The sequence below is a fragment of the Parahalioglobus pacificus genome, from assembly GCF_014652275.1.
Lineage (GTDB): Bacteria > Pseudomonadota > Gammaproteobacteria > Pseudomonadales > Halieaceae > Parahalioglobus > Parahalioglobus pacificus.
The window spans coordinates 1,587,042-1,612,564 of the sequence record NZ_BMYM01000001.1 but is presented as its reverse complement, the minus strand read 5'-3'; the positions used below and the strand labels follow the sequence as shown (position 1 = coordinate 1,612,564).

Here is a 25,523-nt window from a genome sequence, read left to right as displayed (position 1 = left end):
CAATGACCTAGCGAGCACGGTGCTTGGTCCACAGCAGTTCAATCCAGGGTGTGATAAGGCATGCCAGGAAATAACCGGACAGTAGCGTGTAAACACCTGACCAATACCCACCGGGTATGGTGCTGGCACTGAATGCCATCGTTAGCAGCACGCAGACAAGCGCCAGTAAAGCAGCCCTTTTGAGTCCGGCAGCGTGCCTCAAGCCGATATGCGTGCAGGCTGCTGCACCTACCGTGATTAACAGACTGAACATGCGTCCAATAAGTCCTCAAAATTTGAAAAATGCGTAGAAGTCGGCAGGCGAAAGCCTTACTTACTTTGGGTTCGCTGCTGTGTAAAAAAAGGTGGCTAGCAGCCATGTGATGGCCAGTAGCACCAATGACGAGCGCCTCATGAGGGCTCGTCAATCCAAGGGCGCGAGTCTACCTGATAATGATTCTTGTTTATAGTTTGGGGCTGGGCGAAAACGGCTCTGGCTGAGCCCATATTCAAAGCGCTCTTTGTGCGCCAGCGTACCTGGCGTCACTCGACGCTCAGTCCCATTTGGGCTCGCGTTTCTCAAGGAAGGCATTGATGCCCTCTTTGGCATCGGCGCTCTTGAGGCAGGCATCGATTTGGGTGCGCAGGTAGGGCAGGGCGGTATCGAAGTCCATGGCGTCCTGCTCAACGAAGGCTGCAAGACCCATCTGCATAGAGCCCGGTGCCAGGCTGGCCAGTTCGCTAGCCAGTGCGTCCACTGTCTGTGTTAGCTGGTCAGCGGGTACGGCTTCATTGATTAGCCCCCACTGCTGCGCCTTGGTCGCGTCGATGGGGTTGCCACGCATAATGAAGTCCAGCGCTCCACGCTGGGGCATGATGCGAAACAAACCGCCCATGACCATGAACGGCCAGATGCCGCGTTTAATTTCGGGAGCACTGAATTTGACGTGATCGGCTGCAACTGCGTGGGTGACATTGCATAGCATCAGCAATGCGCCTGCAAACAGGTTTCCTTGCACACAGGCGATGCTGGGTTTATTCAGGTGGCGGAGGCGCAAGGAGATATCGTCTGAGCCGCCTCGGACGGGCACGGTGGACGTCGTCTCGCTGCCTTTGCCGCTCATCATCGACAGATCGCCGCCGGCACAAAACACGTCGCCATTGGCGGCGATAACTACGGCCCGTATTCTGCGCTCCTGTTTGGCATAGTCCAGGGCATAGATGATCTCCGCAGACATAGCGGCATTGATCGCATTTTTGCGCTCAGGTCGGTTAAGCCGGATGGTCAGGACATGGTCCTTCTCTTCAAGCTGAACGGCCTCAAACACCAGGCCCTCGAGTGATAAACGCTCTTCAGTCATGCTTTACCTCATGTGAAACCAGTGCATTTGCAATTTGCACGGGCACAGTAATGGATTTGGCGCGCAGGTACTCGCCCAGGGTTTTAGCCTGTGGGTCAGTGCGGCTGGAAGATGCCACGCCCTCACCCAGAATGCCGTGAATAAAGAAGTTCAACGACAAGATATTGGGTAGTTCATAGCGATCCACTGTGAACGACGCTGTGTCGGGTAATAGAGATTTCAAACGATCGACACTGAGGTAGTGATACAGGAAGGCATAACTTTGCGCATCTTTTGCCCACACACCCAGATTGGCGCAGCCGCCCTTATCGCCCGAGCGGGTGCCGAATAGTCTGCCCAGTGGCAGCTCAACCGTGTCACCCGTCGGTGAGTCTTCGATAGGATGCGATGTGAACGTTGCCGTTGCAGGCGCTAGCTGCATTTGACTTGTAGGCGTGATGTCGATTCGCTCGCCATCGACGTGCACCTGCTCGGTAATATGCCGACCGTCTATGAGCGCGGGCCAGTACGCCAGGAAGCTTGCGCCGTTACCGATGGGCGTCATGGGGCCAAAACCCGGGATGTTTGCCAGTGCGAGTTCGATCATTTTCGCACTGAAAATTCGTCCTACGAGGTCTTTGTCGCCGGATTTGGCGACAATACGGAGTCTGGCGAAAGCTTCTTCGTTACGAGCAGGGTTTGCCTTGTCGCTGCGGATTAACTCACTATCAACACTGTCGAATTGCTCCTTGCCACCGATGCTGGCAAAGAAAGTCTCAGTGATAACCTGCGCCTTTTCCTCGATATCCAGCCCGGTCAGTAGCAACTCAAACCCATTGCGAAACCCTCCCAGGGTATTGATACACACTTTATGTTGTTGCGGTGGGCTCGATCCTTTGCAGCCGCTCACGTAAACGCAGTCATCCGCTACCTGTTCCATGGTCAGGGCATCGAAATGGGAAATGACGTCCGGGTTTTTGTAAGCGGGATCACCGATCTCATACAGTAACTGGGCAGTGACCGTGCCCACTGAGACCAATCCGCCGGTGCCAGGATGTTTGGTGATAGTGAAGTTGCCGTTAGCTTCTATTTCAGCGATGGGATAGCCGGGGTTCTCGAAACTGGGCACTTCCTGGAAGAACGCATAGTTGCCGCCCGTGGCCTGCTGCCCGCATTCGATAATGTGTCCGGCGGCCAGCGCGCCGGCCAGCGCATCATAGTCGTCACGCTGCCAGTTAAACTTCCAGGCAGCCGGTCCGATCACCACGGCGGCATCGGTAACGCGTGGGCAAATTACCACATCGGCACCTCTGTCCAGGGCCTCTTTGATGCCCCAGGCGCCGAGATAGGCATTGGCGGTGAGTAATGTGTAGGCGCTATCGGCGAGGGAGGCGCCGGTATCCATATTGGAAAAGGTTTCACCGCCCGCTTGCAGATCCGCCATGCGGGGTAGCAAGTCATCCCCGTCGATGTAGGCCACCTTTACCGCTAGCCCTTGTTCCTGCGCGATATCCTGTACGGCCTGTGCCATGGACGCCGGATTCAATCCGCCCGCGTTGCTGACAATCTTGATGCCCTTGGCCGTGCAGTCGGCGAGAACGTCTTTCACCTGTTTGAGGAAGGTGCCCACATAGCCGCCGGTATCGCGGGTCATTTTTTGATTATAAAGAATCGCCATCGTGAGCTCGGCGAGGTAGTCGCCGGTCAGCACGTCGATGGGGCCTCCCTCGACCATTTCCCGGGCGGCGGAAAGTTTGTCGCCGTAGAAACCACTGCAGTTGGCGATACGGATGCTATCGGTCATGACGGAGTGCCCTCTGCGTCATCGCCTTCCACTACTGCCAGTAGCTGGCGCGTTTTCACCTGTTGACCGGGCTGACACTGAACAGACGTCACTGTTCCGTTGATGCCGGCTTTGAGTGGGTGCTCCATTTTCATCGCCTCCAGTACCACCAGTGTTTGCCCTTCCGTCACCGAGTCACCTTCTCTGACCAGTACGGAGACAACGGCGCCGTCCATTGACGCTTTAACTTGGCCGGAGCCTGCGCTGCCTGCGACTTGTGCCGGCTGGTAGGTGGCGTCGGTGATATTGAAGTGACCCTGTTCACTGTCGAGGAACAGTGAATCATCGTCAAATGCAAAATCTAGACGCCTGCGAACGCCCTCATAAAGATAGTCGCAGCCGTTATTTCGAACCTGTACGGGCTCGAGTATCAGGCGTTGTTCCAGTACGTCTATGTTGAAACCTGCGGCGTCACGACTAATCAGGACATCGGTGACATCACCATTGTGAGACAGGCGGTAGGTGGCGCGTGTTGCTCCGGTATTACGCCAGTCAAACGTGGGCTTAGAGGCTGCACTCGCACGGTGCATAAACAACATGGCCGCCTGAGCCAGCGTCAATGGGTTTGGGCCCTGATCGTCCATGCTGGGATCATTTATGAAATGCTCCTCGATGAACGCGGTAGTGGCTTGACCCTCCGCAAATGCCTGGTGACGCAATACGTTCTGTAAAAAACGCTTATTGTTGTTGAGGCCCAGCAGGCAGGTATCTTCAAGCGCGCTGACGAGTCGGCGTATCGCTATCTCTCGGGACTCGCCATAGCCAATGGCTTTTGCCAACATGGGATCATAGAACGGACTAATCTGCTGGCCGGCAAGTATACCGTGGTCCATTCGAACACCGTCGCGCTCTGGGTAGGACCAGGCCAGCACCTCACCGGTCTGCGGCATAAACGCCTTCCTCGGGTCTTCGGCGTAGAGTCTCACCTCTATAGCGTGGCCTGTGAGACGCACCTCGTCCTGTGAAAGCGGAAGTGCCATGCCCTCAGCGACCCGCAACTGCAGTGCAACCAGATCAAGCCCGGTCACCAACTCGGTGACGGGGTGCTCAACCTGCAAGCGCGTATTCATCTCAAGGAAGTAAAACTGCTCGTCCTCATCGACCAGAAATTCCACAGTACCCGCCCCACGATAATCACAGGCTTTCGCAGCTTGTACGGCGGCCTCACCCATGCGCTGACGCAATGCAGGGTTTACAAAAGGGGAGGGTGCCTCTTCTACAACTTTCTGGTGACGTCGCTGGATGGAGCAGTCGCGTTCTCCCAAATAAATGACATTGCCCTGTTCATCCGCGAAAACCTGAATCTCAATATGGCGTGGCTCCAGCACGGCTCGTTCCAGAATCAGTTCATCGCTACCAAACGCGCTCAGCGCTTCGGACCGGGCAGTGCGCAGTTGCTCGGGAAGCTCGTCAGTGGAATGCACCAAGCGCATACCTCGGCCACCACCGCCTGCTGAGGCCTTCACCATAAGCGGGAAACCGATGTCTATGGCTTTCTCCAGAAGCGTCTCATCGGACTGGTCGGCGTCCTGGTAGCCGGGAATACAGGGTACGCCGGCCTCGATCATCGCAAGCTTAGACAGGCGCTTGCTGCCCATCAGCTCAATCGCGTCCGCTCTGGGGCCGATAAATGTGAGACCGGCCTGTTCACAGGCACGGGCAAAGTCAGCATTCTCTGAGAGAAATCCATAACCAGGGTGAACGGCATCGGCACCTGTCTTGCGCGCCGCTTCTATTATGCGCTCACCGAGCAGATAGGACTCGCCCACAGCCGCCGCGCCGATGTGCACCGCCTCGTCTGCATCGATAACATGCAGCGCGTCTGCATCTGCGTCGCTATACACAGCCACGGTGCGGTAGCCGAGATCGCGGGCAGTCCGGATAACGCGCCGCGCAATTTCGCCGCGGTTGGCAATCAGAATTTTATGTAGTGCTGGCATAGGGTATTCCCGAAAGAGTCCAGGCGGGCTTACAGCCGGCCGACACCAAAGGTATTTGTGTTCACATCGCGGGCATCACCTTCCCGGCAAACGCTGAGTACGAAGGCCACAACCGCGCGGGTGTCTGCAGGGTCGATAATCCCGTCGTCCCAGCCGCGGGCTGTGTTGGCCAGCGCATTCGAGCGCGCCTCCATGGCCTCCACGGTTTCTTTTTCCATTGCGTCTACGCTTGCGCGCATCTTGTCCGTGACCTCGCCTGAACGTGCCAGCTTGGCCTCGGCGACCTGGCGCATCACGCTGCCGGCCTGTGCCGGCCCCATAACCGACACCACACTGCGCGGCCAGGCAAAGAGAAAGCGCGGGCCCATGCCCCGCCCGGCCATGGCGTAATTTCCGGCTCCGTAGGAGCCACTGACAATCAGGGTGATCTTGGGCACTGTGCAGTTGGTGACCGCCTGAATGAACTTTGCGCCGTGTTTGATGATGCCAGCTTGTTCGGCTTCCGTGCCGACCAAGAAGCCTGTGGTGTTTGTCAGGAACAGTAATGGCGTGCCTGACTGCTCGCACAGCTGGATAAACTGTGCGGCTTTAGCAGCACCTCGCGCTGTAATGGGGCTGTTATTGCCGATCACACCGCAGGTGTGCCCCTCGAGCGTGATATGGCCGCACAAAGTGCCCTGATCGAATTCCCTTTTGAACTCGAGAAACTCAGAGGCGTCAGCGATCCTTGCGATCACTTCGCGCATATCGAAGGGTGTTTTCGGGTCTTCCGGAACAATGCCCCTCAGTTGTTCACGGGGGTATATTGGCGGTTGGAAATCGCTGCCGCTGTGCACTGTGGAGTCGGCCTTCCATCCCAGTTTCTGGGTGACCTCTCGCGCGAGACGAATGCCGTCTGCATCATTTTCCGCCAGGTAGTCGTTGGTGCCTGCTACTTCGCTATGCATCTCGGCACCGCCCAATTCCTCATCGGTGGCGATCTCTCCGGTGGCGGCTTTGAGCAGGGGAGGGCCGGCCAGGTACATGGTTGATTGACGGCGAACCATGATCAGGTAGTCGGACAGTGTGGGCTGGTAGGCACCACCGGCGGTGGCGCTGCCATGGACAACGGTGATTTGCGGAATCCCCATTGCTGAAAGGCGACATTGCTTGGCAAACATGGCGCCGGACTCACCAAAGGTATCTCCCGCGAGCTTCAGGTTGCCGCCGCCACTCTGCGAGAGGTTCACCATAGGCAGTTTGTTCTCCATGGCGATATCCATCATGCGCTGGCGCTTCTTGCCGCCATAGGGGCCAATGCTGCCACCTTTGGTAAGGTAATCGTCCACAGCAACAACGCAGCGTACGCCTGATATATAGCCTATGCCGGCAATATAGCTGCCGCCCGCGCCCGTACCGTCAGTGTCCTCTGCCTGTTTGTAAGAGCATAAGGTGGACAATTCGAGGAAGGGGGCGCCGGCATCGAGTAGCAGGCCCAAACGCTCGCGCGGCGGAATCAGGCCGCGCTTGATGTAACGCGGGGCTTTTGCCTGCGCTGCGTCGATGACCCGCTGTTCGATGTCGCGAATCTCATTCACGGCCTCGCTCATCACTCGGAAGTTGGTGAGATAACTGTCTGACTGGGTATCCAGCTGAGAATCGATAACCGCCATGGTCTGGTCCTTTCCTGGCCCGCGGTGGGGATAGCGTTTTAAGGCGAGTCTAGTTTACGGCGGCGGCACGGGTCTGCCCGATATTGTGCGCCGACAACATTGGAATTGGTGCCACTAGCGCTGGCGGTAAGCCTTGGGTGAACGTCCATGCCAGGACTTGAAGGCAGTAGAGAACGCACTTTGGTCGCTGTATCCCAGCAGGAACGCGATATCGGTGATGCTAAGCCGTTCATCCGCGAGATAGCGTGTCGCGACCTCGGCACGTACAGACTGCAAAATCTGCAGGAACTGCGAGTCTCTCTCCGCGAGGCGGCGCTGCAATGTGCGCCGTGACAGGGTTAATGCATCGGCGACGCGATCAATGGTGATGTCGCCCTGCGGCAGTAGGCGCAGTAAGGTGCGGCGCAGTTCAAGCAGAAAAGTGTCGGGCGGCTCATTCTCATCGAAAAGATGCGTGAGGGGCTGGAACTGCCAGGCCGCAACATCGCCGCTCAAATGGGTTAGCGGGTAATACAGACTCTCTCTTTCGAAGTACAACTGACTCACGGGTTGCTCAAAATGCAGGTCGGACCCGAACACCTGGTGCAATAGGCCCAGATCTTCGGGTCGCGAATAGGTGAAGTCGGCGCGGCGCACGGGAACCGGGTGTATACACAGGGAATCGACGATGGCCGCAGAGTTCGTGAGCACTGTGTCACTCAAGTAACGCTGCGGTCGTGTTGCCGCTGACAGTGGATGCCAACCCAGCTTGAGGAATGCGCGGTCAGCCTGCATCTTCACTTCACCAATATCACCTGTAGTGCGAAGCATGCTGGGCATCAGATTCAGGTAGTCTCTGAACGTCTCGCATAGAGTCGACATATACAGCTGCAGGTGCAGGCCATCGATGTAGCAAATTCTACCCACCGTTATGCCAATATCCGGTTGGGCGCAGGATTCATCGATCCCACGATAAAGCGCGAGCACCGCATCCACAGGTGTTGGGTGTTCCAGGTTCTGCAGCAGTTGCCTGTCGATATTCGACTGTTTAAGCAGCGCCTCCATAGGTGCCTTCAGGTGGTCGCCGGCCTGGATAACGGCGTTCACAAAAGGGCTATACAGGCTGTGGTCCCGATGGGGTAATGGCATGTTGACGCGCTGGGAGATGATCACGAGCCACAGAGTCTACCAGCGCGCCTTTGAGGCATGCCACAGGGGGGTGTTTGTCGGGCACCGGCCTGTGTTCCAATGGAGCAACGTTGAACGCGGCTGTCACGTTCACCGGCGTACATGGTATTGCGGGCAGGGAAGGGGAATGACGAAGACGCTGGGATTTTGGCGCTGCTGGGCGCTGGTGGTTGGCAGCATGATCGGCAACGGTGTTTTCCTGTTGCCAGCGCTGCTTGCACCGTATGGCACATACAGTCTTCTGGGCTGGCTGTGTGCTGGGCTGGGCACTTTATTCATTGCCTTTACCCTGGGCGGCTTGGCTCGAATGATGCCACGCCTGGGTGGACCCTATGCCTATTCGCGCGCCGCGTTTGGTGATACCACGGGTTATCTGGTGGGTTGGGGGCATTGGGTTTCCTATGTGACGGCGACCTCTGCGGGCGCTGTCGCTTTCACCGGTTACCTGGCGTTTTTCATTCAGCCTCTGTCCGATAACCCGTTACTGTCAGGCCTGACAGCGGTGTCGATCATCTGGCTAATCACGCTGGTCAATCTGCGGGGCGTCCGTGACGTGGGTGTGGTACAGCTGGCAACCACAATTGTAAAGCTCTTGCCGTTACTTCTGGTTGCTCTGGGTGGATTCCTGATCGGTGATATCACAGCCGTTGAAGCCCGCAATCCAGAACAACTCTCTATGCCTGCGATGATTGCCACCCTGGTGATGATTACCATGTGGGCCTACGTGGGTATCGAAAACGTCACCATCCCCGCGGACGATGTGATCGAGCCTCGTAAAACCATTCCTCGTGCATTGATCGTGGGCGCTCTGAGCGCCACGGTGGTGTACGTATTAGCAACCTCGGGCGCCATGGCGTTGGTGCCAGCGGATGTTCTGGCGGCAAGCACCTATCCCTTTGCCGATGCCGCCAGCGTACTGGTGGGCGCCTCGGGCGCTGCACTGGTATCGGCGGGCGCGCTGGTCTCGATAGCGGGTGCACTTAACGGCAATGTATTGGCAACCGCGCAACTGTCCCGCGCAATTGCAAAGGATGATCTGTTTCCCACAGTGTTTGAACCGCTGAACATAAGCGGTGTTCCCGCAAGCGGGCTGATCGTCTCCAGTCTGTTGGCAACTGTGCTCATTGGTATGAACTATACCCGGGGGCTGGTGGCGGCCTTTGAGTTACTGATTCTGGTGTCGACCCTTGCGACCTTGCTGCCCTATGCTGTGTCAGCGCTTGCCGCAATTGCGCTTCGGCGAGCGCCAGGCACAGGGGAGATTGAGGCCACTGAGGGGCCCGCAACGGTGGTGGCGCTAATTGCGCTTCTCTTCTCGCTGTTTGCGATCGCAGGTAGCGGCTGGGATGTGGCCTTATACGGCCTCGGGCTGCTGCTCTTGGGTTTGCCTGTGCGTTACTTGTCGCGCAGCCGTAGCTGACCCCGTCATCTTATGGCGCGCCGATTTGTCATCGGCGCCCCCAGTCAGGCCGCAGTAAACAATGCCTACATGGCAGGCGGTGGGCTCAATAAGGCGCGACGCAGTGCGGCGGCCTGTGACTTGATGGTTTCCAGATTCTCCGGCCCCATTCGCAACAACTGTTTCTGCAGATCGGGCCGCTGCTCCAGTTCGGGGTCAGCGTACTGGTAGATAGCTTCGTATTTAACGACCGGCAGGGGCGCGTCGATGGTGGGTGTATCAAGCACGCGGTCCAGTGAGCGAATCAGTGCGTTATCGAAGTCCTCTGGGTCGTAGCCGAGGCCGGCGTAGGCTTGTTCCAGCAGCGGGCGGAAGCGATGAAAGCTGTTGGCGAGCAGGTCCGGGTCAATAGACGCAACCGCGTCTGCGTACTTGTCGTAGCGGCTGTAGGATGCGGGGTCGATAACGGCGACACCGTTCTGTTCAATGATCGCGAAATCGCCGGCAGGCTCCGGCAGCGGTAGTACCTTGGTCAGCACGGCACCGCGACTGAAGCCATCGACAAGGGCGGCACTGCGCTCAAGCAGGTTCTCATTCAGCAGTGCGCTGCTCACGATGTCAGAGGGATTGGTCGGGGCCAGCATGTCCCGAACCACGTCGTCACTGTCTTCCAGCGTCAGTGCAGGCTCAGGCTCGGGTACCGGCGCTACAGGTTTGTTGGGCTCTTCCGGCAGGGTGGGTTCCGGTTCGGGTATATCCGGTGCCGGCGGCAGCTCCGGTTCCGGTTCCTGCACTTCCACCGCGGGTTTTTCCGGTGCAGGAGGCGGAGGCGCGGGTTCGGACTCTTCTCCGCTAAAGATAAACCACACAGCAACGCCGATCACCAGGAGTATGCCGCCGATGATCAGGGGCAGGGCTGAGCGGCTATTGGCCGGCTCGGCCTCGGTGTAACGATCTTCCGGATCGGGTTGCATCAATGACTCTCCTGTCCTGCGTAGGTTGAGCTTTCAGTATAGAAGAGGATGACGGTGGCTGGCCATGCGGATGATGGCCAGCTAACCGGTCGCGCAGTGGGGTTTAGGCTTGCAGCGCTTCCTCGACGAAGTCCAGACGATCCTGTCCGAAATACATCTCGCCATCCATGTACATGGTGGGCGCACCGAAGGCGCCTTTAGCCACGGCTTCTTCCGTTCCGGCAATCAGTGCTGCTTTCACCTCGGGATCGGCACAGGCTGCCATCAAGCCCTCTGCGTCCAAACCGGCACTGTCCAGTACCTTGCGCATAACGTCCGGGTCACCCATGTTTTTCTGATCCACCCACATGGCGGGGTACACCGCATTCACGTAGTGCGCCAGACAACCTGCAGCTTGGGCTGCAATAGCACCGCGCATCAGCTGCAGGGTATTGATGGGGAAGAAAGGATTGAAATTGAGGGCGACGCCATAGCGCTTTGCAAAACGGGGCAGATCGTACTCATTCATGTACTTCCCTTTCGCGGGAATGGCCACGGGCGACATGTTATCGGTGGCCTTGAACACGCCCCCCAGCAGCATGGGCCGGTAATTGACTACCAAGCCATATTGTTCACTGAGCTGTTGCAGGCGGCAGTGGGCAAGGTAGGCGGTAGGGCTGCCAAAATCGAAGTAAAAATCCAGGGTCTTCTGCATGGGAATTCCTTGCGGTTCAGTCATCAGGCGGGTGATTGCTTGGATCGTGACTTGTCTGGCGCTGCCCAACGCTTGGTTGGCCGCGCCCTCGTCAGGGCAATCGTCTCTATATAGTTACATAATAGAACTTAGAGCAGGGAGTTGCTCGGGTCCAGTGTTACAAGACCGCACGGCCTCACGGATTCAATCGAGCTGCCGGAAAGGCGTGGGCGGTGTCTCAGTGTTGTCCCCTGCGAGGGCTGAGCGGCTTGCTGTCTAGTCAACCAGCTTGCCGCGTAATGTGCTGAGCTTAGCAATGTACATAGAGCGTTCGTCTTCACGGTACATATACTCAGTGGCTGTATCCAGAGAGGTGGCAGCTTCTGCGATCTGGCCCATGTCGAGCTGCGCCTGAACCTTGCCCAGATGAGCGTCCTGCAGATAGGGGGCAACATCCAAGGTCTTGTCGTACATGCGCACAGCGAGCGCGAAGTTCTCAGCATCGTGTGCCTCTCTGGCCAGGCTCAGCCAATTAAAGGGGCTTGGGTCATCCAGCGTGTGCAGCTGATCCTCTAAAGCGCTGGCTTCGTCCTCTCGCCCCTGTAAGCGCAGCATATTGCGATAGTTCTTCACCAGAGACACAGTCTCTACTTCTATTTCCAAACCGTACTCATAGAGCGCTTCGGCGCGCTGGGCGTCGCCGACGCGTCGGTGCAGGACAGCCAGCGTATTGATGGCGTCCGCATGTTCCGGGGCGTACACCATGGATTCGCGCAGGTACCAGTAGGCGCTGTTGAAATCCTCCTCAGCCAGGGCATTGGCAGCGCGATTGCGGTAGAACATAGCGACGTAAGCGTCTTCAGTAATGTTGCCGATGAAGTGCTCTCGACCGGAGGGAAAGTAGTCCACGATGATGCCGGGCCGGCGTATGACCATTAGCGAACTGTCAGTCGGCTGGTAGTCGGGGTCGAACAGATAGCTGCGCACGTGCTGGCCCTTGAAGGCCAAGTTGTCTTCCAGTTCATACACGGGAATAGAATCGACAAGCTGGTATCCCACTTCAACGTCGACAACATTGGCCAGCGCAGTGGTAAGTACTGCCATGGACATACAGTTCCCGCCCTGGGCGGCCATAGTCTGCTCCGCCGTAAACGTATCGCCTTGATAATTGAAGGCCTCACCAAAGCGGTCGAGATAGTTGGTGATACGCCGGTGTTTATCGACCTCCGAGTGCTCGCTGGCGTTGTAGTAGCTCAGAAAATCGCTGCGTTGCTCGGGAGACAGATAAAAGATGTCATCTCGGCTCGGCATGGCGGGTCTGGGGCCGAAATCCGCGTAGTCATCGAAAGTGACGGGTGCTCCGTCGGCGACTTGCGGCAGTTGTTGGGGTGCAGTTGCGCAGGCGGCACAGCCCAGTATCGTTATTAAAAAAACGGTCGTACGCCAAGCGTTGCGCAAGGGATGTAGCAACGAAGATGGGAGCATATCTACCTCCGCAGTCTGTCATTCACATAAGCAGGTTTAGCACAGCGCTGTGTGCCCCGCCATTATTGAATTGTAACGTCTACGCCGGGTAGCCGTAATTCGACTGTAGCCCTAGCGGAACGCCCAGTGCCCAATAAGCCAGCAGGAATAGCGTCCATAAAATAATAAATGTGACTGTGTAGGGCAGCATCATCGCTGTCACTGTGCCTATGCCCGTGCTCTTCATGTAGCGCTGGCAGTACACCACGACCAAGGGGAAGTAGGGCATGAGCGGCGTAATGATGTTGGTGGTAGAGTCCCCAACGCGATAGGCCGCCTGGGTAAGATCGGGTGATATACCCAGTTCCATCAACATTGGCACGAAAATAGGTGCCAGCAAAGCCCATTTTGCAGAGGCTGATCCAACAAACAGGTTCAACAGGCCCGTAATCAAGACCACGCCCGCGATAGTGAGTGTGGCTGGTAAGCCCAGTGCTTTCAGTAGCGCCGCGCCCTCCAGTGCAAGCAGTACACCCAGATTGGATTGGGAAAAGGCGTAGATGAATTGCGCGATGAAAAACATGATGACCAGGTAATAGGCCATGCTCTCCATGGCTTTGCTCATGCCCTGGATAATGTCTCTGGAACTGGTCACGGTGCCTGCCTTGATGCCGTAGACCGTGCCCGGTAGCAGGAACAAAACGAAGATCAGTGACACGATGGATGACATCAGCGGTGCCCCCAGTTCCGTGAGCGACCCTGTAGGCCCTCGCCAGGCCGAATCGGCCGGCCAGGCGGTGACAACAAGAAGGGCGATGCCCGCGAGCATTGCCCACAGCGCCGCGCGCAGCGCACTGCGCTCCTTATCGTTTAGGGGCTCCATGGTGGGCAGGTCTTCCAGATCGTCATCCACCGGCGTGTGTTGCAGTCGCGGTTCCACCACCTTATCGGTAATGAACCAGCCCAAAGTAATGATCACGGCTGAAGAACTGGCGGTGAAAAAGAAATTGTTCAAGGGGTTCAGGGTGATGTCCGGGTCCAAGATCTGTGCACCTGACTGGGTGATGCCCTGCAGCATGGGATCGATGGCCGCAGGGATAAAGTTGGCTGAGAAGCCACCGGAAACACCAGCAAAAGCCGCTGCTATCCCCGCCAGGGGGTGGCGACCTGCCGCGTAAAAGATGACACCGCCCAGTGGAATCACCAGCACGTAACCCGCGTCCGCGGCGGTGTGGCTAACAATGCCCACCAGAATAATCATGGGCGTCAGCAGCCACTTTGCTGTCACGGTCATCATGGCGCGCAGGCCAGTATTAATAAACCCAGTGTGCTCAGCGACCCCAATACCGAACATTGCCACCAGCACAACACCGATGGGGTGGAAGTGCGCGAAGTTGGTCACCATGCTGGCGAAGAAAGCGGCCATTGAGGTGCCGGACAATTGGTTGACGACCTGCAGCGGCTGGCCAGTGCGTGGATCGACGACCCCATAGTCCCCGTAAGAGAGCAACCAGGACAGTATCCACACGATGAACAGCAGACCCACGAACAGCATGGCGGGGTCCGGCAGTTTATTGCCAACGCGTTCGACGGTGGCCAGTGCGCGCTGGGTAAATCCCCGCGGTGCCGCCTGTGAAGAGTCCTGGGAAGAGGTCATGGTCTGCGCTCATTATTGTTGTGATGACGCCAGTCTAACCAACAGGCGGTCAGCGAAACAAACGCAGCTTATTGATCGAGCTTTTTCGGCGGCAGGTCAGGTTTTGCGTAAGCCATGCGAGCGACACGCTGTGTGCTGTGGTAGCTGTCCAAGCCGCTAAGGGCAACGGTTTCAGCGGCGGCCAGATCGATGCTGCCGTCCTCGGCGACGCAGGCATCAGGAATGTCCAGCCACTGAATCTCGCCAATCACCATGTGGGTGCCGTTGATCGCCAGAGGATGGTGCTCCCGCAGTGCCATGCCCAGTCGGATGTTTGCCTCAGCCACAAAGGGGGCATGAACCCCATCCACATAGAGCTCGGTTAAACCGGTAGCAACAAATTCCGATTGCTGCCGCGGGTAGCGTGCAGCTGTTTGATGCGCGGCCTCTATAAAGCTCGATGCTACGTGGTTGATGGTGTAGCTGCCGGTGTCCAATACATTGTCCAGTGTGTGACGTTCCACTGGGCTGGGTCTGATGATCATACCGATCAGTGGTGGCTGTGAGCCGAGGTGGAACACCGAGCTGATAATGGCAAGGTTGCTGTTGCCTTCACTGTCGGCAGTGCCAACCACGTTAGCCGGTTTAAACCCGGTCACTGAATTGATGAGGGCTGCCCGGTAACGTTTTTCCAGGGCATTGATTGCGGCGTTATCCAGTTGCACGGTCAGTACCTCGTTGGTTCTGTTCCGCCGGCCCTTTGCCATACAGGCGGCGGTAGCGCCAGCGTGCCCATGCGCCATAGACAAAGTCCGCGCAAGGGGCGATCAACGGCCAGCGTAACCAGGCCAGCCAGCGGCCATAGGGGGTGTGCTTCCAAACGGCCACATTGGCGTCTAGGCCAGTAAGCAGTTTGGCGTCTGCTGTCTCGAGGTGCAGGGTGCGCAGCAGGGCGTCTTTGTCGGGAAGACGGCAGTGCGCAGAAGACGGCTCTTCGTCAGATAGCGAGTGAATATCAATGAGAGCCAGCGTGTCGTCGCCCATGCTTTTCAGCTGGGTGATCTCCCGCAAACAGAGCGGGCACTGTCCATCGTAGTAGAGCGTATCCTTATTGCCCTCTGTCACGGGCACTCGGCCCGCGGCTTACAGTTGCCGTGATCGTCCTGGCAGGTATTGATATCCAGCACGTACCACAGGTAGCAGCGGCCAAAAATACCATTGAGTAGCAGGAATACACCGGCCAGCACCAGTAACCAGCCGCCCATACCAAGCTCTGGCGTGTTCAACGCCCAGATCCCTACGAGCACGCTAATGATGAGGCGCAGTACCCTTTCGAAGTTGCCCAGATTTTGTTCAATACCCATGTAACCCGTGTGCCAATTCCTGTGATGGCAGTGTTACGCGGGTAGGTGAGGGGTGGATTAGCCCGCTGGGTGGTTATTGGCTCAAGGTGCGAACTATCGCACTAAAACTCGCCAAGGCGCCGGCGCGAGCTTGCCTTGCCAATCTCGATCTCAACTTCCAGTTCGGCCCAGTCCGCGAGGTTGGGTGCCAGGGCCTTGCCCAACAAAAGCAGCTCTTCGGCGACGTCATAGGCCTGGTTTTGAAGCTCGTCCCGCGTGGCCAAGAGGTAGGCGTCCTGTAGCTGACGTTTGACGCGCTGGCTGGCCTCGTCGGCGTCGGGGAGTCCGGCTAACTCGTCATAGGCGGTTTGTGCCGACGACAAGTCGCCGGTAGAAATGGCGGCCAGTGCTGCAGACGCCAGATCGTTCATCTGTTGCAGAGCCAGTGCCTTTTCTTCCTCCGCCGCGCGCCATTGCTGCTCCATCTCGGGGAGTCGTGCTTGCAGGTCGGTTGCGGCTGTCAAGGATATGTCGTAGCCAAGCGCGGTTTCCAGCAGTGTGCTGGCAGCATCAAAGCGCCCACTGGCTGCGGCCTGTGCCGCGCTGTTGATCATGCCTTCCAGCGCCGCATCCAGACCGGATTGCGCAGCTTCCGAATCCGGGTAGCGTGTCATAACCTCCCGATAGGCATTGGCGGCAGATGCGTAATCACCACTTTCGGCGGTCACATTTGCATCTGCCAAAAGCTGTTCCTCGCTGTTCTGCGCTTGCCATGCGGCTTCAATGTCCGCCATCTGTGATTGCATGTTGAGAATGTCGTTGCGCTGTGGCGCCAACATAGCGGCACTGGCCAAGGCACTGGTTGCGTTATCGAAATCCCCTCGCTTGACCGCATCGCGCGCAAAGTCGAAGTAGGCCTGTGCGGTGTTGGCCAGGCCCTCAGTAGCGGCACTGTTGCCCTCATTCCTAAGCAGAGCTTCTGCAAACAGGCGCTGTGCGTCTGCTGCAGCATCGAGGTCTGTGGCGGCACTGGCTAGTCGTGCATCCGCGTCGACGAGTAGGGAGGCCAGGTAGTTCTCTCGCGCTTGGGCTTCTTCGGACGCCTGACGCGCTGAGCGCAAGCCGGCTTGGCTGGCTTCCAATTCGGGGTGGTTGGGAGTGACGCGCGATACGCTCGCCAGCGCAGTCTCTGCCTGCTCAAACTCTTGCTGCTCCAGCGCCTGGGTCGCGACTTCCAGGAAGCTATCAGCCATTCTCTCTAGCATTCGATTGGCGTTGGCATTTGCCGGATCCAATTCCAGGATCGATAGCACGCTTTGGTAGGCGTTGCCGTCCTCCGGCGACAGAAACTGTTGTGACTGCATTTGCTGCTCAGCTGTCGTCAGCAAGCGGGTCAGGGTGTCGCGACGTTCCTCACTGTAAGCCGCCCAGCGGTTCTCGCGCTTGAGCTCGGCTTCCTCGGCGGACTCAACCGCCTGCTGTGTAGCAATCAGCTCCGGGCTGGCGGGATCTATGCCGCGCGCCTTATTAATGACTTCGCGGGCTTCGGGAAAGCGGTTCTCATCGATGAAGTCCTCTGCCTGGGCAATCGCCGAGGTCATCAACTGATTCAGGCCACGCCGGGCGGCACTGTTACTGGCGTTGAGTGCGGTCACCTGCATAAAGTACTCGTAGGCATTGTCCACGCTTGGCTCAAACAGCTTACCGTTTTCCATCGCGGCAACCGCTTTTTCCAGCAGGATCTTCACCCGCTCGGACTGCACGGCTTCCAGTTCCTGTTCCTGCTGCGCCAGCGCCAGCGCAGATTGCAAACGCTCTAGGCTGGCACTGTCATCAAACAGCAAACCGTAATCGCTGAGCAGGGCGTCGGCGCGCGAAAACTCGCTATCGTCGATGGCTTGCTCAATCGCGGTAGTAAACTGCGCCTTAACATCGCTGAGCCCTTGCTTGGCAGCGTCGTTGCCACTGTCGATGGACAGTACTTTGCGAAACGCAATGCCTGCGCGATTAATGTCATTGTCGTTAAGCGCGCTATAGGCTTGAGCGAGCTCTGCCGTAACGTTTCGCAACTCTTCCGTGCTTGCTGTGCCACTACCGCGCTGTTCCCACAGCAGATACCCGCCAAAGCCTGCTCCGGCAAGCACGACCGCGATCACTGCAGCCTTTAGTGCGCCACCGGCGCTTTGCTGCGACTGTGGTTTGCGCCGTTGCGCGGTATGAAAGCCGCTGCTCAGACGCTCGCGGGAAGTTTCTGACAGCTTGTAGGGGCGAGATGGGCGTGGCGATGAAGACTGGCTGACTCGCGTTTCCTGCGAGAATGCAGCTGAGGTCAGTGCCGGGTCGAAGGTCGCTTCCGGATCTGCGTCAGCATCAGATTCATCCACCGGTAGGGGTTCAACCAGCACGGCATCTGCAGGGAAGGTGTTGCGGTGCAGCGCCAGCGCTTCGAACATTTCCTTACCGGTTTGAAAACGATCGTCAGCGTTCTTGGCCAGGGCCTTGCTCAGAAACTCCTGATAGGCCGACAATTCATCCGGCAGGGTAGGGATATCCTCCGTCAGATGTTTGACGGCAGTGCTGACTGCAGAGTCCGAATCATAGGGCAGGGTTTTGGTCGTCATTTCGTACCAAAGCACCCCGAGGCTGTAGAGGTCAGACCGACCGTCTACGGTTGTGCCTTTGGCCTGTTCGGGACTCATGTAGCTGGGTGTGCCCACCATCAGGCCTGTCTGGGTCATCTGCGTGCCGGAGTCTGCCGCCTTGGCGATACCGAAGTCTGCCAGCACGAAGTCGCGCTCCTCGCGCAACATGATGTTACTGGGCTTGATGTCCCGGTGTACGTAACCGTGGGTAGCTGCATAATCCAGTGCTTCGGTCATCTGCAGCATGAGGTCATAAATCAGGCCCTGTTCCAGCGGTCCCCGGATCAGCCCAGCAAGATCACCGCCAGACAGATATTCCATTGCAATGTAGTTCATGCCGTCGAAGCTGTTGACGTCATAAATTTGCAGAATATGCGGGTGAATCATGCGCGCCGAAATGCGCGCCTCGCGGATAAAACGCTCCGAAAAGTTTTCGTCGGAGCTCATGGAGGCGTCCATGACCTTGATGGCAACCTCACGGTCGAGATTGAGATGCAGCGCGCGATAGACCGTCGCCATGCCGCCACGCCCAAGGCGTTCGTATATCTCGTACCCCGGTAACTCGAAGTCTGCCATTTCCTGTGTGTAACCTGTCCCTGTTAACCCGAATAGTATAGGGCGTGATCCGCCTTTATAGGAAGCGGCGAAAAGTCACAAATCGAGGCTCCAACCTTTTTTTTGCTGGCGTGTCTTGAAAGGTGATTCCTGCGAAGTGGGTGCGCTTAGGCGATATCGAAGACAACCTTCACACCGCCGGATTGACGGTCTCTGGCGGTAGCGAAGGCATCGCTGGCGGCTTCCAGTGCAAAGCGGTGAGTAATCATTTGCCGCGCTATTTCAGGGTTGTCGCACAGCGCTTTAGCAGCTTCTTCGAATGTGCGTCCTGGACGCTGGCATTTGTAAGTGAATGAAGCGATGAGTGTCAGTTCTTTGGTGCAGAACTCAATGCCCACCTTCGCAGGCTCCCAGAAGCAGCCGACCATGCCGATGCGGCCTCTAGGGCGAGTTTTCTCCATCGCCAGGGCAACACTCTCACTGCTGCCCACGGCGTCGATGGTGACATCGTAGCCATCTGTGATGTCGGGATTTGCACCGAGACTTTGTGCGATGGCTTTCTGCGCATCGTGCCTTGCGGCGATGTCGCAGGTAATGCCGCGGCTCTTGAGTGCGGCTGCGGTTGCCAAGCCGATGGCGCCTGCGCCGACAACCAGCACGCGTTCACTCGCTGTAACATTGACCTGATTGAGTACGTGAAAGGCAACGGCCATCGGCTCTACCAAAGACGCATGTTCCAGCGACAGGCCGGTAGGCAAGGGCACCAGTGCATAGTCCGGTACGCGCAAATACTCAGCCATCCCACCCTGCAGGCCGCCGCCTAAAAAATCGGCGCCCTGAGTGCAAAGGGAGCGGTAACCGTCGTCACAGAAGTGGCAGCCACCGCAGCCAAAGAAGGGTTCTATCGCAACCGCGGTGCCGTCGGGTGTGGTGCCGCAAACCTCATGGCCCAGCACGCCACCTTCGGCCCATCCCTGATCGATCATATGCAGGTCTGACCCGCAGATCGACGCCGTTGCTACCTTAACCAGCACGCCCTCGCCGGCAGGTTGGTCCATGTCAACCAGCGCTGGCCTGGCATTTTCGATCCGTACGGCGCGCACCTGTGTCTCCCTGTCTAGAGGTTTGTTTTCAACCGCAGTTGCTTGAAGACAATAGCGTTGTGGTCCGTTTCGTCCCTGGCGGGCTCTTCCGCCAGGCTGACGTTCGGGAAGCGCTTGAACAGTTCGGTCAGCGTCAGGTACAGCTGGCGTTTAGCCAGTGCTGCCCCAATACAGTAGCGCGGGCCGTAACCGAACAAAACGTCCGGGTCGAACTTGCGTGCCACATCGAAGGTCTCCGGCTCGGGGTAGTAGTCGGAGTCGTAGTCCTTCAGGTGCGGCATCATGAGGATCATCTGTCCCTTGCGCACCTGATGGCCCAGCACTTCCATGTCGGCGGGAGCGTAACGGGCGAAGCCCATTTTCGACGAGACACCCCAGCGGTTGATCTCGCTGAAGGCATTGGAGAACGCTTCGGGTGTGGCAAGTGCAGCTTCAGCTTGCTCGGGGTGCTTGAGCAGCGAGTACACCGACCACTGCTGCGCCACCAGTGTGGTGTCGGCGCCCGCGCCCACCAGTGCGAGAATCAGCGTGACGATGTCCCATTCCTCGAACTCGGGGTTGTCAGCCTCGATCCTTAGCAGCGTACTCAGGAAGTCGTCCTGTTGCGGTTCGGCGCGTCGCTCGGCAATGACCTCGCGGATAATGTCGATGGCGCGGTTGCTGTCCTGGCGTGCCGCCTCGCGGCGCTCGTCGGAAATCGTGGGGTTCCAGGTTTCAGTGAAGGTCAGGATCACCTTGCGGATATCGGGCCAGTACTTCTCCGGGATACCCACCATGCGCGTGATCGAGATGAAAGGAATGTGCTGCGCGATCTCCGTGATGTAATCGAAGCTTTCGGGCTGACCCAGGTCGTCAAACAGCTTTTTGACGTCGGGTTCTATGCGCTCCTGAATCTTATCCACCACATTGCGAGAAAAGGCCGGCGCAGTGACGCGACGAACCAGGCGATGATGATCATGGTCCGCCAGAAGGCTGTGCCCAATCATCGCGCGTTCGAAGTTACTCCACTGATCTTCAGGTGGCCGTTGCGGTGCAAACTCCCAGTCGTAGAAGTCTGAGGACAAATATTCTTCCTTCCAGCACTGCATGATGTCTTTCATGTTCGTCATGATCCAGGCCTGCCAGGGCTCGTACCATACCAGTCGGCCGCGCTTTAGCAGCGCCAGACAACCCGGCACGGGGTCGGTCATGTATTCTTCTGAGTGGGGGTTGAACAGAGTTTCAATGGGCGGTAGATCCGCCTGCGCCTGGGTCATGCTGTGTCTCCTGCGGGCACCATTGCCGCTAATGCGCCGATTATTGCGCCTGTCGCAGCGCCAGCCAATAGCAAATGTATACATTAGTATACTTTTGGCCATCTTCGCCAGTTAGGGAACTTTTTCTGGTGGTCGCGCTCGCAGTTAACTAGGCAGCGCTATTGGGGTGATTTAGTCTATGCCTTCAGACGCTGCACAGAGGTAGGGGTGGGGAATACAGGACGTTACATGGCGCTTACTCGGAAACTTGGCTCCGCAATCATTGCAGCTGCACTAGCAGGTGCAGCGTTGGCGCAAATCACAGGTTGCGCTGAAGAAGAAGTAACGAGTCAGCAAGTGGCTGCTCCCAACCCCGCCGCCCTCTACTGTCAGAAAAGTGGTGGGGAGCACTTGATCCTGGTGCGCAGCGACGGCTCCAGCCAGGGTGTCTGTCGTTTCCCCGACGGATCCGAAGTCGATGCCTGGAGCATGTTTCGCAGGCGGCACCAGTAAATCGCTATGACATTTCGCTACAGGATTGCGGCGCGATCATGGAATTAGCGCGAGTGTCCCTTAACCTTTTGAACCTCGAGAAACCGGCTGGCCTCTTTGTGCTGACCATCACCACATGACCATTCATTTGGGTATTACCGGTTGGACCGGACGCAGTGGTTGGCGTGCGAATGCCATTGCGGAACAGGCAGCAAAGGCCGAGGCTCTCGGCTACAGTTCGTACTGGCTTCCGGAAAATCATCTGGGCGATGCCCGCAGTATTCCTGCGCCGCTATTGCTGCTGGCCGCCGCCGCAGCAAAGACACAGCGCATTCAGCTGGCGACAACCTCCTATCTTCTGCCGATTCGAGACCCGATTCTCGCGGCCGAAGAAATCGCGGTCCTAGACCAGCTGTGTGATGGCAGGTTGCTGTTGGGGCTGGGGCGTGGCATTCAACGCGACCTGTTTGAGTTGATGGGGATTGACCCCGCCGATAAGCGCCGCTTGTTCGCTGAGAAATTGACAAGCATCCGCGATGCACTGGATGGAAAGCCACTTTCGGAATCCGGGGCAACCTTGGGCCCATTGCCCGTGCAGCCATCCATACCATTATGGGTTGCGGCTTTCGGTCCTTTGGCACAGAAGCAGGCGGGTGCACTGGGCTTTCCCTATCTGGCGTCACCCAGGGAGAGTCTGGCGGCCTTGTCCGATAACTATCGACGCCACGCCGATGCTGTTGCAGAGGCTGGTCTGACGGCGGTGGACACTGTGCCTGTCATGCGGGTTGTCGTGCTTGCCCGAGATGAGACTGACGCTGCGAAATTACGCGGAACCTTGGCGCAGGCCGCGCCCCCAGCGAATGCTGCACCGTCAGTTGCGCTTGATGACTGGGCGCTGGTGGGCACGGCAGACACCGTGAGCGGCTTGCTGGCTGACTATCAGCGCACACTAGGGCTGACGCACCTCATCGCCATTGTGCGCACCCGGGGTATCTCTGACGCTCAAGCCGAGTTCACCTTTCGTGAGCTGCCCGCGGTCATTGCCAGTCACAACGGCTGATTGAACACGAAAGCCGAGGTCATATCCTACGGCAATGGTGTCGGCAGTCTCAGGGCGGCATCCCTGGAGCCGTTGTTTGTCAGGTTTGATTTACTATACGCCCGCGTGGGCATGCGCCTGCTCGCCTTGTTGTGACTCACGGCCTGGGCCATGCTCATCGCTACCCACTCAGGAGGCGCACCATGCTGTCCAAACTCGATGATTATCCTATTCACCAGACAGCCGAGCCTGTTGCACAGGTCGCCACCAGCGACCACAACGTTTACGACCGCTATTGGTATAACGCCTATGCGCAGGATGGGAGCTTCTACTTCGGCGTAGGGGCCTGCCGCTACGCGAATCTGGGAATCTTCGACTGCAGTTTCAGTTTGGCCCTGGGCGGCAGGCAGTACGCGTTTCATGGATCGCGTCGAGCGCCAGACGAACCCACAGATATCAGTTGCGGCCCATTTCGCCTCGATATTCTGGAGCCCATGGGCCGGCATCGCGTTCAGATCGCGCCCAACGAGACCGGCATCGAATGCGACCTGCTGTTTACTCCGACTTCTGCCTGTATAGAAGAAGGTCGGCAAACGCTGCGCAATTCGCGCCGTGTGATTATGGATGCTACCCGTCTGGACCAGTTTGGCCGGTGGTCAGGCTGGATCAAGACGCCTGGTGGCGAGATGACTATTGATGGGGCAACAACGTTTGGCTTGAAGGATCGCTCCTGGGGACTGCGTCCCTCGGGTGAACCTTACACGGGGGGCGCTCCGACCTCAGACTTTGAAGCAGTGCACTTCAATTGGTTGCCCATTTGTTGGGAAGATGGATATAGCCTTGCCGGTTGGTTTGAGGATGCCTCGGGTCACCAGTGGCACACCGATCAAGGCTTCCTGCCATTCTATGAGGATATGGCGGACATTCCCGGCACCGTCGACCCCGGCATGACCCTCTGGCAGGGGAAGGTAGATCACAAGCTCGACTTTATTCCCGGTACACGGCGAGCCCGTGGTGGTGTCATTACCATGAACGACCGTAACGGTGAGTCCATGGAGATTACCGTTGAACCGCTACTGGTGCACCGTATGAAGGGGCTGGGCTACCAGCACCCTGAGTGGCGCCATGGGAAATGGCACGGGGAGCTGCACATCGATGGGGAGCAGTGGGTGGACGCTGAACTCGATCCTCTCGCGCTGGAGAACCTGCATGTGCAGCAGATCATTGTCGCGCGCTGCGGCGACAAGGTCGGGCACGGTGTTTTGGAGCAATTGCACATCGGTCCCTCCGCCAGCCATGGTTTCAAAGACTGGTTCGACGGTGCTGCTTAAGTAAAAGGCTGTCAGAGAGCGTCCAGTCACAGAGCTGTCTCCGATAATCGGCGGCGAACCGCCATAGGAGCGCAGGGCGCCGTGCTATAGTCGCTGCCACTCAGACGTCACCGTCAACAGCAAGTGGAGACCGTTAGCGTGGCCAAATCTTCTTTTGTTTGGCGCCTGTTCAGGGCGCTGCTGATTCTGGGCGCCGTTTTGCTTGGCCTCATCGCGTTTGCGCTTTGGTACATGGGCATCTGGTCGGTCATCTTTCCCAGCACCCACCACGACACGCGTCCCCCCGAACTGCCTGCGGCGGTCGGGAGTCCCGCTGTTTTGGTGTTCAGCAAGACCAATCAGTTCAGGCATACGGAGAGTATTGAGCGCGGAACCGAGGTGCTCTCGTCCATTGCCCAGCGGCGGGAGTGGGGGTACGTCCACACCGAGAACGGCGCGGTGTTCAACGCTGAACAGCTGCAGCGGTTTGATGTGGTGGTGTTTCTGAACGCCACCGGTGACATGCTCAGTGATGAACAGGAGATGGCTTTCCAGAATTGGGTGGAAGCAGGCGGTGGTTGGTTTGGTATCCATGCGGCCGGCGACGGTTCGCACACGGGGTGGCGCTGGTACATGGAACAACTGCTGGGTGCTCTATTCACTGCGCATATTCTCGGCCCGCAGTTTCAGGTAGCAACGGTGATCACCGAAGACGGTTTACACCCTTTGGCTGAGGGCCTTCCGGCAGCCTGGGAGCACAATGAAGAGTGGTATTCCTGGGAGCAGAGCCCGCGTGGCAGTGGGTTTCACGTGATCGCAACCGTTGATGAGGGAACCTACACCCCTTTGCAGAACTTCATGGGCCAGTCCCGGGATCTCAGCATGGGTGATCACCCCATTTACTGGGCGCGTTGTGTGGGTAAGGGCAGGGCAGTTTACTCTGCGCTGGGTCACAACGCGGATGCTTACGACAACCCGCCCATGCGCCAGCTATTGGACAACGCGCTGAGGTGGGCAATCAATGGCGAGGGGCAAGCCTGCGATCTGTAGGCTTGAGCCCCGCGTTTGTGGTGAGTCGTTTTGCTCAGGCGTCACCAAACGGTGGGCGTTGACCGCCGCATAACACGTCGGTCACTACCTCGGTGTCCAGGTATTCTTTCAGCGATTTCAATTTCCCGTCGATGATTTCGAACAGGAAGTGGTACTGGTTGGCGTAGGTCTGGCCTGACACATGCTCCCCTGAGCTGCTCGCCTCAACGGCCACCTTGTTACCCTCGGCGACCATATCCTTGATGGTGAATTCAATGCCGTTTGGGAACACGTCAAAGATGCCGTCGGCAGCCGCCGCGATCTCATCGCGATTGAACGTGCCTGAAATCAGTGTATTGCCCATTGTCTGCACGCTGCCATCCTCGGCATAGGCGCCCACCAGTTTGGCGACATCACCCTGGCTCATTGCGTCGAAGAACTGGCGAACAAAGCGTTTATTATCGTCTATTGTGCTCATGGCCTTTCCTTTTGCGTCTGGCGTCTGTGGTCTAATGCCACTGCGGTTTATAGTAGTCGCTACAGAGGCTGGCACCGCGGACGCGGTTTAGATAAGCACCCCAGTCGTCGTACAGTGGTGCACATCTGCCGCTGCGGTTTAACTATTGTGGCGCACGGCTAGTGGCGCACGGCTAGTGGCGCACGGTCATCCGCGGATGGCGAGCCCGACGCCACCAATCACTATGGCCC

Annotated in this window: 22 protein-coding genes; 5 read left to right on the top strand and 17 right to left on the bottom strand. The window is 57.8% G+C overall.

Annotated features, from left to right (window positions below; translation table 11 throughout):
- Positions 1 to 7 precede the first annotated feature (7 nt).
- The 6 genes from IE089_RS07325 to IE089_RS07300 all read right to left on the bottom strand — a co-directional run bounded on the left by IE089_RS07325 (position 8) and on the right by IE089_RS07300 (position 7,882).
- The gene (locus IE089_RS07325) at positions 8 to 253 is read right to left on the bottom strand and encodes a hypothetical protein (protein ID WP_189476748.1); all 246 of its coding nucleotides are present in this window, start codon (positions 251 to 253) and stop codon (positions 8 to 10) included.
- Positions 254 to 533: 280 nt separating this feature from the next.
- The gene (locus IE089_RS07320; RefSeq protein WP_189476746.1) at positions 534 to 1,340 is read right to left on the bottom strand and encodes an enoyl-CoA hydratase/isomerase family protein; all 807 of its coding nucleotides are present in this window, start codon (positions 1,338 to 1,340) and stop codon (positions 534 to 536) included.
- Complete coding sequence (locus IE089_RS07315; RefSeq protein WP_189476744.1) at positions 1,333 to 3,123, bottom strand: acyclic terpene utilization AtuA family protein; 1,791 nt, start codon at positions 3,121 to 3,123, stop codon at positions 1,333 to 1,335. The genes IE089_RS07320 and IE089_RS07315 overlap by 8 nt, the downstream gene beginning before the upstream one ends.
- Positions 3,120 to 5,102, bottom strand: coding sequence for an acetyl/propionyl/methylcrotonyl-CoA carboxylase subunit alpha (locus tag IE089_RS07310; RefSeq protein ID WP_189476741.1), 1,983 nt, complete (start codon positions 5,100 to 5,102; stop codon positions 3,120 to 3,122). Before IE089_RS07310 ends, IE089_RS07315 begins: the two co-directional genes overlap by 4 nt.
- Positions 5,103 to 5,131: 29 nt before the next feature.
- Positions 5,132 to 6,754 (bottom strand): acyl-CoA carboxylase subunit beta, encoded by a 1,623-nt coding sequence (locus IE089_RS07305; protein ID WP_189476740.1) that lies wholly within the window; start codon positions 6,752 to 6,754, stop codon positions 5,132 to 5,134.
- A gap of 114 nt (positions 6,755 to 6,868) precedes the next feature.
- Positions 6,869 to 7,882, bottom strand: a complete 1,014-nt coding sequence (locus tag IE089_RS07300) for an AraC family transcriptional regulator (protein ID WP_189476738.1) — start codon at positions 7,880 to 7,882, stop codon at positions 6,869 to 6,871.
- A gap of 166 nt (positions 7,883 to 8,048) precedes the next feature.
- Between IE089_RS07300 and IE089_RS07295 the strand changes: the two genes are divergently transcribed.
- On the top strand, positions 8,049 to 9,341 hold the full coding sequence (locus IE089_RS07295; protein ID WP_189476736.1) for an amino acid permease: 1,293 nt from the start codon (positions 8,049 to 8,051) through the stop codon (positions 9,339 to 9,341).
- A gap of 65 nt (positions 9,342 to 9,406) precedes the next feature.
- Here the strand turns inward: IE089_RS07295 and IE089_RS07290 are convergent, their stop codons facing one another.
- From IE089_RS07290 to IE089_RS07245, 10 genes are all read right to left on the bottom strand, one after another.
- The gene (locus tag IE089_RS07290; RefSeq protein ID WP_189476734.1) at positions 9,407 to 10,294 is read right to left on the bottom strand and encodes a DUF3014 domain-containing protein; all 888 of its coding nucleotides are present in this window, start codon (positions 10,292 to 10,294) and stop codon (positions 9,407 to 9,409) included.
- Between the two features lie 103 nt (positions 10,295 to 10,397).
- Positions 10,398 to 10,988 (bottom strand): 2-hydroxychromene-2-carboxylate isomerase, encoded by a 591-nt coding sequence (locus IE089_RS07285; RefSeq protein WP_189476731.1) that lies wholly within the window; start codon positions 10,986 to 10,988, stop codon positions 10,398 to 10,400.
- 255 nt (positions 10,989 to 11,243) lie between these two features.
- Complete coding sequence (locus IE089_RS07280) at positions 11,244 to 12,452, bottom strand: tetratricopeptide repeat protein (RefSeq protein WP_189476729.1); 1,209 nt, start codon at positions 12,450 to 12,452, stop codon at positions 11,244 to 11,246.
- 79 nt (positions 12,453 to 12,531) lie between these two features.
- Entirely contained in the window at positions 12,532 to 14,088 is a 1,557-nt protein-coding gene (locus IE089_RS07275) for an AbgT family transporter (protein WP_189476728.1), read from the bottom strand.
- A gap of 68 nt (positions 14,089 to 14,156) precedes the next feature.
- Complete coding sequence (locus IE089_RS07270) at positions 14,157 to 14,792, bottom strand: flavin reductase family protein (RefSeq protein ID WP_189476726.1); 636 nt, start codon at positions 14,790 to 14,792, stop codon at positions 14,157 to 14,159.
- Positions 14,779 to 15,192, bottom strand: coding sequence for a thiol-disulfide oxidoreductase DCC family protein (locus IE089_RS07265; protein WP_189476724.1), 414 nt, complete (start codon positions 15,190 to 15,192; stop codon positions 14,779 to 14,781). The genes IE089_RS07270 and IE089_RS07265 overlap by 14 nt, the downstream gene beginning before the upstream one ends.
- On the bottom strand, positions 15,189 to 15,431 hold the full coding sequence (locus IE089_RS07260; protein ID WP_189476722.1) for a YgaP family membrane protein: 243 nt from the start codon (positions 15,429 to 15,431) through the stop codon (positions 15,189 to 15,191). Before IE089_RS07260 ends, IE089_RS07265 begins: the two co-directional genes overlap by 4 nt.
- A 101-nt stretch (positions 15,432 to 15,532) precedes the next feature.
- Positions 15,533 to 18,628, bottom strand: coding sequence for a protein kinase domain-containing protein (locus IE089_RS07255; protein ID WP_189476720.1), 3,096 nt, complete (start codon positions 18,626 to 18,628; stop codon positions 15,533 to 15,535).
- Positions 18,629 to 18,774: 146 nt separating this feature from the next.
- Complete coding sequence (locus IE089_RS07250) at positions 18,775 to 19,710, bottom strand: zinc-dependent alcohol dehydrogenase (RefSeq protein ID WP_189476718.1); 936 nt, start codon at positions 19,708 to 19,710, stop codon at positions 18,775 to 18,777.
- A 14-nt stretch (positions 19,711 to 19,724) separates the two neighbouring features.
- A complete protein-coding gene (locus tag IE089_RS07245) occupies positions 19,725 to 20,966 on the bottom strand; it encodes a cytochrome P450 (protein WP_189476716.1) in 1,242 nt (413 codons plus the stop codon).
- Between the two features lie 228 nt (positions 20,967 to 21,194).
- Between IE089_RS07245 and IE089_RS07240 the strand changes: the two genes are divergently transcribed.
- The 4 genes from IE089_RS07240 to IE089_RS07225 all read left to right on the top strand — a co-directional run bounded on the left by IE089_RS07240 (position 21,195) and on the right by IE089_RS07225 (position 24,836).
- A complete protein-coding gene (locus tag IE089_RS07240) occupies positions 21,195 to 21,458 on the top strand; it encodes a putative hemolysin (RefSeq protein WP_189476714.1) in 264 nt (87 codons plus the stop codon).
- 115 nt (positions 21,459 to 21,573) lie between these two features.
- A complete protein-coding gene (locus IE089_RS07235) occupies positions 21,574 to 22,497 on the top strand; it encodes an LLM class flavin-dependent oxidoreductase (RefSeq protein ID WP_189476712.1) in 924 nt (307 codons plus the stop codon).
- A gap of 182 nt (positions 22,498 to 22,679) precedes the next feature.
- A complete protein-coding gene (locus IE089_RS07230; protein ID WP_189476711.1) occupies positions 22,680 to 23,807 on the top strand; it encodes an Rv3169 family protein in 1,128 nt (375 codons plus the stop codon).
- Between the two features lie 138 nt (positions 23,808 to 23,945).
- Positions 23,946 to 24,836: a ThuA domain-containing protein gene (locus IE089_RS07225; RefSeq protein WP_229802629.1), complete on the top strand. Its 891-nt coding sequence runs from the start codon at positions 23,946 to 23,948 to the stop codon at positions 24,834 to 24,836.
- 34 nt (positions 24,837 to 24,870) lie between these two features.
- Here the strand turns inward: IE089_RS07225 and IE089_RS07220 are convergent, their stop codons facing one another.
- The gene (locus IE089_RS07220) at positions 24,871 to 25,293 is read right to left on the bottom strand and encodes a nuclear transport factor 2 family protein (RefSeq protein ID WP_189476710.1); all 423 of its coding nucleotides are present in this window, start codon (positions 25,291 to 25,293) and stop codon (positions 24,871 to 24,873) included.
- Positions 25,294 to 25,523: the final 230 nt, after the last annotated feature.

Bases quoted from the DNA above. Each gene is read 5' to 3' on its own strand.
- IE089_RS07300 (WP_189476738.1), bottom strand. From the start codon at position 7,882: ATGCCATTACCCCATCGGGACCACAGCCTGTATAGCCCTTTTGTGAAC.
- IE089_RS07310 (WP_189476741.1), bottom strand. From the start codon at position 5,102: ATGCCAGCACTACATAAAATTCTGATTGCCAACCGCGGCGAAATTGCG.
- IE089_RS07260 (WP_189476722.1), bottom strand. From the start codon at position 15,431: ATGGGTATTGAACAAAATCTGGGCAACTTCGAAAGGGTACTGCGCCTC.
- IE089_RS07220 (WP_189476710.1), bottom strand. From the start codon at position 25,293: ATGAGCACAATAGACGATAATAAACGCTTTGTTCGCCAGTTCTTCGAC.
- IE089_RS07325 (WP_189476748.1), bottom strand. From the start codon at position 253: ATGTTCAGTCTGTTAATCACGGTAGGTGCAGCAGCCTGCACGCATATC.
- IE089_RS07285 (WP_189476731.1), bottom strand. From the start codon at position 10,988: ATGCAGAAGACCCTGGATTTTTACTTCGATTTTGGCAGCCCTACCGCC.
- IE089_RS07275 (WP_189476728.1), bottom strand. From the start codon at position 14,088: ATGACCTCTTCCCAGGACTCTTCACAGGCGGCACCGCGGGGATTTACC.
- IE089_RS07240 (WP_189476714.1), top strand. From the start codon at position 21,195: ATGGCGCTTACTCGGAAACTTGGCTCCGCAATCATTGCAGCTGCACTA.
- IE089_RS07320 (WP_189476746.1), bottom strand. From the start codon at position 1,340: ATGACTGAAGAGCGTTTATCACTCGAGGGCCTGGTGTTTGAGGCCGTT.
- IE089_RS07230 (WP_189476711.1), top strand. From the start codon at position 22,680: ATGCTGTCCAAACTCGATGATTATCCTATTCACCAGACAGCCGAGCCT.
- IE089_RS07290 (WP_189476734.1), bottom strand. From the start codon at position 10,294: ATGCAACCCGATCCGGAAGATCGTTACACCGAGGCCGAGCCGGCCAAT.
- IE089_RS07245 (WP_189476716.1), bottom strand. From the start codon at position 20,966: ATGACCCAGGCGCAGGCGGATCTACCGCCCATTGAAACTCTGTTCAAC.
- IE089_RS07315 (WP_189476744.1), bottom strand. From the start codon at position 3,123: ATGACCGATAGCATCCGTATCGCCAACTGCAGTGGTTTCTACGGCGAC.
- IE089_RS07305 (WP_189476740.1), bottom strand. From the start codon at position 6,754: ATGGCGGTTATCGATTCTCAGCTGGATACCCAGTCAGACAGTTATCTC.
- IE089_RS07255 (WP_189476720.1), bottom strand. From the start codon at position 18,628: ATGGCAGACTTCGAGTTACCGGGGTACGAGATATACGAACGCCTTGGG.
- IE089_RS07295 (WP_189476736.1), top strand. From the start codon at position 8,049: ATGACGAAGACGCTGGGATTTTGGCGCTGCTGGGCGCTGGTGGTTGGC.
- IE089_RS07280 (WP_189476729.1), bottom strand. From the start codon at position 12,452: ATGCTCCCATCTTCGTTGCTACATCCCTTGCGCAACGCTTGGCGTACG.
- IE089_RS07235 (WP_189476712.1), top strand. From the start codon at position 21,574: ATGACCATTCATTTGGGTATTACCGGTTGGACCGGACGCAGTGGTTGG.